Annotated in this window: 7 protein-coding genes; 2 read left to right on the top strand and 5 right to left on the bottom strand. The window is 46.7% G+C overall.

Annotation, left to right across the window (positions count from 1 at the left end):
* The 5 genes from O9324_RS08055 to cpcB all read right to left on the bottom strand — a co-directional run.
* Positions 1 to 558 (bottom strand): Uma2 family endonuclease (locus O9324_RS08055; protein WP_288139920.1); only part of this gene is annotated, 558 nt, incomplete at its 3' end.
* A gap of 66 nt (positions 559 to 624) precedes the next feature.
* Entirely contained in the window at positions 625 to 2301 is a 1677-nt protein-coding gene (ribBA, locus tag O9324_RS08050; RefSeq protein WP_288139919.1) for a bifunctional 3,4-dihydroxy-2-butanone-4-phosphate synthase/GTP cyclohydrolase II, read from the bottom strand.
* Between the two features lie 137 nt (positions 2302 to 2438).
* A complete protein-coding gene (locus O9324_RS08045; RefSeq protein WP_002771745.1) occupies positions 2439 to 3317 on the bottom strand; it encodes a phycobilisome linker polypeptide in 879 nt (292 codons plus the stop codon).
* A 177-nt stretch (positions 3318 to 3494) separates the two neighbouring features.
* Positions 3495 to 3983 (bottom strand): C-phycocyanin subunit alpha, encoded by a 489-nt coding sequence (gene cpcA, locus O9324_RS08040; protein WP_008205508.1) that lies wholly within the window; start codon positions 3981 to 3983, stop codon positions 3495 to 3497.
* Between the two features lie 66 nt (positions 3984 to 4049).
* Positions 4050 to 4568, bottom strand: coding sequence for a C-phycocyanin subunit beta (cpcB, locus tag O9324_RS08035; RefSeq protein ID WP_002771747.1), 519 nt, complete (start codon positions 4566 to 4568; stop codon positions 4050 to 4052).
* Between the two features lie 481 nt (positions 4569 to 5049).
* Between cpcB and O9324_RS08030 the strand changes: the two genes are divergently transcribed.
* Both O9324_RS08030 and O9324_RS08025 read left to right on the top strand, forming a co-directional pair.
* Positions 5050 to 5193 carry a hypothetical protein gene (locus tag O9324_RS08030; protein ID WP_288139918.1) on the top strand — a complete coding sequence of 48 codons (144 nt, stop codon included), beginning with the start codon at positions 5050 to 5052 and terminating at the stop codon, positions 5191 to 5193.
* Between the two features lie 17 nt (positions 5194 to 5210).
* Positions 5211 to 5351, top strand: a complete 141-nt coding sequence (locus tag O9324_RS08025; protein WP_196219556.1) for a hypothetical protein — start codon at positions 5211 to 5213, stop codon at positions 5349 to 5351.
* Positions 5352 to 5504: the final 153 nt, after the last annotated feature.

The raw sequence follows: 5504 nt of genomic DNA, 5'->3' as shown, positions 1-5504 counted from the left end.
TTGACCATCGACGGTAAAATAACGCAGTTTCCGGTCAAATATGCCTAAATATAATCCTAACTCTTCACTCCAGAGATAACCCTGCTCATTGGCAGAAATAGCTTGATATTGTCCCTCAATTAGTCTAAATCCCTGCCATTCTAAGGTATTAGGATCGAACCAAAAATAATTAGGAGTGCGAAAAGTATTTTGGTAGAGAATTTTCTTTTTAGTTCGGTCAATATTAGCCGTAGAATCGGAGAGAATCTCGACGATTACATTGGGATATTTTCCCTGTTCTCCCCAAACCACCCAACTTTTGCGGGGACGTTTTTCTGTATCTAAAACCACAAAAAAATCAGGACCACAGAAATTGCGCTTTTTTAGTTGTTCTTCGTTATAGTAGATAGTCAGATTACCAGAAGCGTAGTAATCGTTTTTCTCTTGCCATAACAATTCTAGACAACTGAGAAGAATTATGATCTGTTGCAGATGTAAATCACTTTCCAAGGGTGGTTCATCACTCCATAAATCGGTGGGGGGACAGGTAACTTCCGGTAAAATGTCGAGAGTTGTCATAGTTTTTCCCCGTTACACTAGCTTTGTTTAATTATAACTGTTACGATCTTTTATGGTCATAGAAAACTAATTTTTGGCTGAATCACGAGTAAAACTGTAGATAATTTGGGTAGCTAATTGTGGTAATTGTGAGAAATCTTCATCGGACATTTTTTGACGATCGAGTTTCATTTGTAATCCCGTCATCGAATCGTCTCCGTCGGAAATTAAAAATTCTAAGCGTTCAATTTCCGACCAATCTTTAATGTCATTTAATATCTTGTCAATAACCAAAAGGTAAGGATGGGAAGGATTTTTATACCAATTACTGCTGACACCCTGACGAATATCTAAACCTAAATGTACGATCAAAGGGGCGCGATCAAAAAGGGCATTGGCTACCGGTCGGGTTTCTTCTTGGAGAGATAATTGATTAGCGCGACTTAACTGCCGTAATTTCTCCAATTGATGATATCTTTGCGAAATTGACGGCGGATTTTCCCCCCAACTGAGAGCGATGGTGACTAGATAGGTTTGTAGGAATAGATGTCCTAACTTTTCCGCTTTTGTGGCCAGATAATTGGAATTATAATCATTAGCCTCGATCAGCAAAGGTACTCGCTCGACTATTTCCAAACCATAGCCTTTTAATCCGGCAATTTTACGGGGATTATTGGTAATTAAACGAATATTTCTCACCCCCAAATCGTTGAGCATTTGCGCCCCCATGCCGTAATCGCGCAAATCGGCGGGAAATCCTAACCTTTCGTTGGCTTCCACCGTATCTAGTCCTATATCCTGTAAAGAATAGGCTTTTAGCTTATTAATTAAGCCAATTCCCCGTCCTTCCTGTCGCAGGTAAACCACCACCCCCAAACCGTTGTTTTCGATCATTTTTAGGGCAGCTTGTAACTGTTGCCGACAATCGCAACGCAAGGATCCCAAAGCATCCCCGGTCAGACATTCTGAGTGCATTCGTACCATTACAGGTTGATCGCCAAAGAGAGCGGGATCCCCTTTCACAATAGCGATGTGTTCGGTTTGATCTAATAAATTTCGGTAGGCATAAAGCTGAAAAGTGCCGAATTGACTAGGAAAATTACAGACCGTTTCCCGATGGACAAAGCGATCATGTTTTAAGCGATAACTGATCAGATCGGCAATGCTAATTAACTTGAGATTATGCTGACGAGCGTATTCAAATAGTTGCGGTAAACGGGCCATGGAACCGTCGGGATTTTGGATCTCACAGATAACTCCCGCCGGATACAACCCGGCTAACCGAGCCAGATCCACGGCTGCCTCCGTATGACCGGCGCGTTTTAAGACTCCACCGGCTTTAGCACGAATCGGGAAGACATGACCGGGACGGGTGAGATCGTCGGGACGAGTGACTGGATTAATGGCAACTTGCACGGTTTTCGCCCGATCTTCTGCTGAAATGCCAGTTCTAACCCCTAAGTGGGGAGCGGCATCGATGCTAACAGTAAAAGCGGTTTGATTGCTATCGGTGTTCTTTGTCACCATCAAGGGTAATTCGAGAGCATCAAGACGCTCTCCCGTCATTGCCAGACAGATTAAACCGCGAGCTTGCACTGCCATGAAGTTAATCATATCGGGGGTGGCAAATTGGGCCGCACAGATTAGATCTCCTTCATTTTCGCGATTCTCATCATCAACTACGACAATGGCACGTCCGGCTTTGATTTCCGCTAAGGCAGTATCGATAGAGTCAAAAGCGATCGAAGTGACAGTCACAGGCATTAAAACGAGGGAATTATTTTCATTCTACAGGTTTGCTCGATCTGCTGAGGGTCAATTTCTGCCAGTTCCCTAGAAAGAAGTCTCCCGGTGAACCTGACGGCTGCCCGGGAGACTTTTAGTTATCTTAAGCTAGAAAATTAGTTCAAACTAGCGGGGGTGATGCTGGCAACTTTGCCACCGAGACGGTTGATCTGTTGCAGGGTGTTATTTAACTGTTCAAAGGGGACAATAACCGCTTTGCTACTGCGACGGACACGGGGATAACCCGGTTTGCTAATAGCGGCAATTTCCACGCGATAGAGCTTACCCACATCACCATAGGCCACACTACCACCAAGAGCTTTACTGGGGGTGTTGCGTTGAGCAGAGGGACGATAGGCCCAACCATCGCTGCCACCGGAGGGACCGACCACTGCCGAAGCACCATTTTGAGCTAATTCCACCGCTAAACGGGAGGTTTTGCCGGCAATCTGAGAGCGATCGCTGTTGGCATAACCGCGATAGAGTTGGAACATCCGGGTAAATCCCACGGTTTTTTGACCGGGTTGGGTGGCGAAACCGCGATAGTAGGGAACGATGCTATCGCCGAAGTTTTCGGTATATTCGGCGGAATCGATGTAGGAGTCGATATCGGCCTCGAATCCTTTGTTTTCATAGAGATCGAGGTGATAGACCACTTCCGACTCATCGTAGGGAGCGCGACCTAAAAGATGTTTGATATTAAGTTCGATGACGCGGGTTTGGAAGTTACCGTAGAAGAATTTGTTCTTATACAGTTCCGATTTGGCCACGGCGCGGACGAATTCCCGCACGGTGATCGAACCGTTGCAGAGTAAGGATTCGGCACTGGTAAGGCGCTCGGAACGCATGATATAGTCATTGCCTAGCACCTGACGATAGACGGCGCGAATAACCGCCTGTGCGTCGTCACGGGACCAATCGGGACGTAATTCCACGGGAGCAACCTCGCTAAAAGCGGTTGTCCCTAAACGAGAAGCTGAGGTAGTAATTGCCACTAAAGTTCTCCTACAAAAAAATGATCATTTTCTGACCGCTCAAAACTAGGGGAGGATCAGTTCGATTACCTGGCCGCCTTGACGATGGATATAACTAAGGTCTGGAAGAACAGGTGATTGCTAACCCTTTTGCTAACAACCTCCTGTCTTTCCAGACCAGCAGTTTTTTCGATTGGACTAGCTGAGAGCGTTGATAGCGTAGTCGATATAGGAGTTGGCTTCCACCGCAGGGTCGCCACTTAAACCATGGTTGGCTTTGATATATTTGAGAGCTTCGATGTACCAGCTAGGAGACAGGTCGAAGGTGCGGTTGATTTCGTCGATACCAGCGATGAGGTACTCGTCCATCGGACCGGTTCCACCAGCAACTAAGCAGTAGGTCACCATGCGGAGGTAGTAACCGATGTCACGAGCGCATTTGTCTTTACCGCGTTGGTCCGCCGCAAAGTTAGCCCCTTGCATTTGGGTGGTGTAGGGGTACTTGTTGTACACCGCTTGAGCTGCGCCGGAGATCAAAGAACTGGCTTTTTCAGTCAACGCTTTAGCAGCGGTGAGGCTGGCAGAAGCTTGACGAAAACGACCGAAAGCAACTTGGATTTCGGTGCTGCTTAAGAAACGACCTTGAGAATCAGCGGCTGCTACGGCTTCGGTAAGGGGGGTTTTCATTGTTTGGTATCTCCCAATAATCTTGCAATAAGTTTCCTACGGTTTAATTGAGACTAGCCCTGGGGACTAGGCGACAGCAGCGGCGGCGCGGTCGAAGTAGCTGGCAATTTCAGACATTAAAGCACTGCAATCGCCGGGGGTGACACCGTTGCGATCGTTAGCAATGGATAAAGCAGCTTCTTTCATTTTGCTTACGCCAGCAGCTACGGAAGCTCCTGGTACTCCTAAAGCTACATAGGTTTCGCGCAGACCATTTAAGCAACGATCGTCGAGAACACTGCCGTCGCCAGAGAAGGTAGCGTAGGTAACATAACGCAAGATGATTTCCATGTCCCGTAAGCAAGCGGCCATACGACGGCTGGTGTAGGCATTACCACCGGGGGTGATCAGTTGGGGCTGTTCAGCGAACAGGCTACGAGCGGCGTTAGCAACGATGGTGGAAGCGTTACTGGTGATCCGGTTAACAGAGTCCATCCGTTTGTTGCTGTCGGCAACCATGGCGCTGAGAGCGTCTAGTTGGGAAGAGCTTAAATATTCGCCGCGAGCATCAGCTTGGGATACTACCCGGGTGAATGCGTCAAACATTGTGACAATCTCCTAAATTTAAATGGGATTTGCTTGCAATTAAAATTTTCCCTCTTAAGGGATTTCACGGTGAGTCTGGACGAGCCTTGACCGTGATTGTTGCGATTTACTTTAAGAAACCTGAAAAAACTTCACGGCTCTCTCATAAATCACCTAAGGAGGTTAAACAAGTATCCAGCTTAACTTTTGTCTGTTATCTTGGCCCCTCAAGTTAAATTTATACACTGCTGTCGAAACTTTGTTTGTTACATATTATTAAGTTTTTTGCTGTCTTTTTGTAACAGTCACTTAACAATGACTCGATCGAGTTGGTCATCAATTCCTGACATGGCTCAAAGCCTCTCACCGTCGGGAAATCAGAGACAGCAAGGCTTTAAGGGTATAAAGGGCAGCAAGATAAAAATTTTAAGTTTTTTTTAATATTTTCCCGCTTTCCCTTCCCCTATTGCCCAAGGATTGCCCTTTCCAGCCCTGAAATACGATGAAGTTTTGTAAAGAGGGAAGTGGGGAAGTGGGGAAGTGGGGAAGTGGGGAAGTGGGGAAGTGGGGAAGTGGGGAAGTGGGGAAGTGGGGAAGTGGGGAAGTGGGGAAGTGGGGAGGGGGAATTATGAATTATGAACTATGAATTATGAATTATGAATTATGAAGTGGGGAAGTGGGGAAGCTGTCTCATCACCCTATCACCCCAAAACCCTATCACCCCAAAACCCTATCACCCTATCTCCTGACGACCGCCGACCGTCTCCTGAAGTTAAACTAGAAACCAGTGATCAAAAAAACTAGCCGTCCGAACCTGTTGACATCCTCACCGCCGTAAACGGACGGTGATTCCCAAACCTCACGATTTGGGTTTCTGCTTCTTTCCCTTGCGGGGTTCCGCACCTGCCTTAACAGATTTACTCTGTTCTGGTCTTATGGTCGCTCTACAGACTGACA

This window comes from Microcystis sp. LE19-84.1B, from assembly GCF_027531875.1.
GTDB lineage: Bacteria > Cyanobacteriota > Cyanobacteriia > Cyanobacteriales > Microcystaceae > Microcystis > Microcystis panniformis.
Note: the sequence above shows the minus strand (reverse complement) of the source record. Positions and strands in the feature narration are given on the sequence as shown.

What these genes read in the sequence shown, in the direction of transcription:
- cpcB (WP_002771747.1), bottom strand. Translation starts at nt 4,568, where the DNA reads ATGTTTGACGCATTCACCCGGGTAGTATCCCAAGCTGATGCTCGCGGC.
- cpcA (WP_008205508.1), bottom strand. Translation starts at nt 3,983, where the DNA reads ATGAAAACCCCCCTTACCGAAGCCGTAGCAGCCGCTGATTCTCAAGGT.
- O9324_RS08030 (WP_288139918.1), top strand. Translation starts at nt 5,050, where the DNA reads ATGAAGTTTTGTAAAGAGGGAAGTGGGGAAGTGGGGAAGTGGGGAAGT.
- ribBA (WP_288139919.1), bottom strand. Translation starts at nt 2,301, where the DNA reads ATGCCTGTGACTGTCACTTCGATCGCTTTTGACTCTATCGATACTGCC.
- O9324_RS08025 (WP_196219556.1), top strand. Translation starts at nt 5,211, where the DNA reads ATGAAGTGGGGAAGTGGGGAAGCTGTCTCATCACCCTATCACCCCAAA.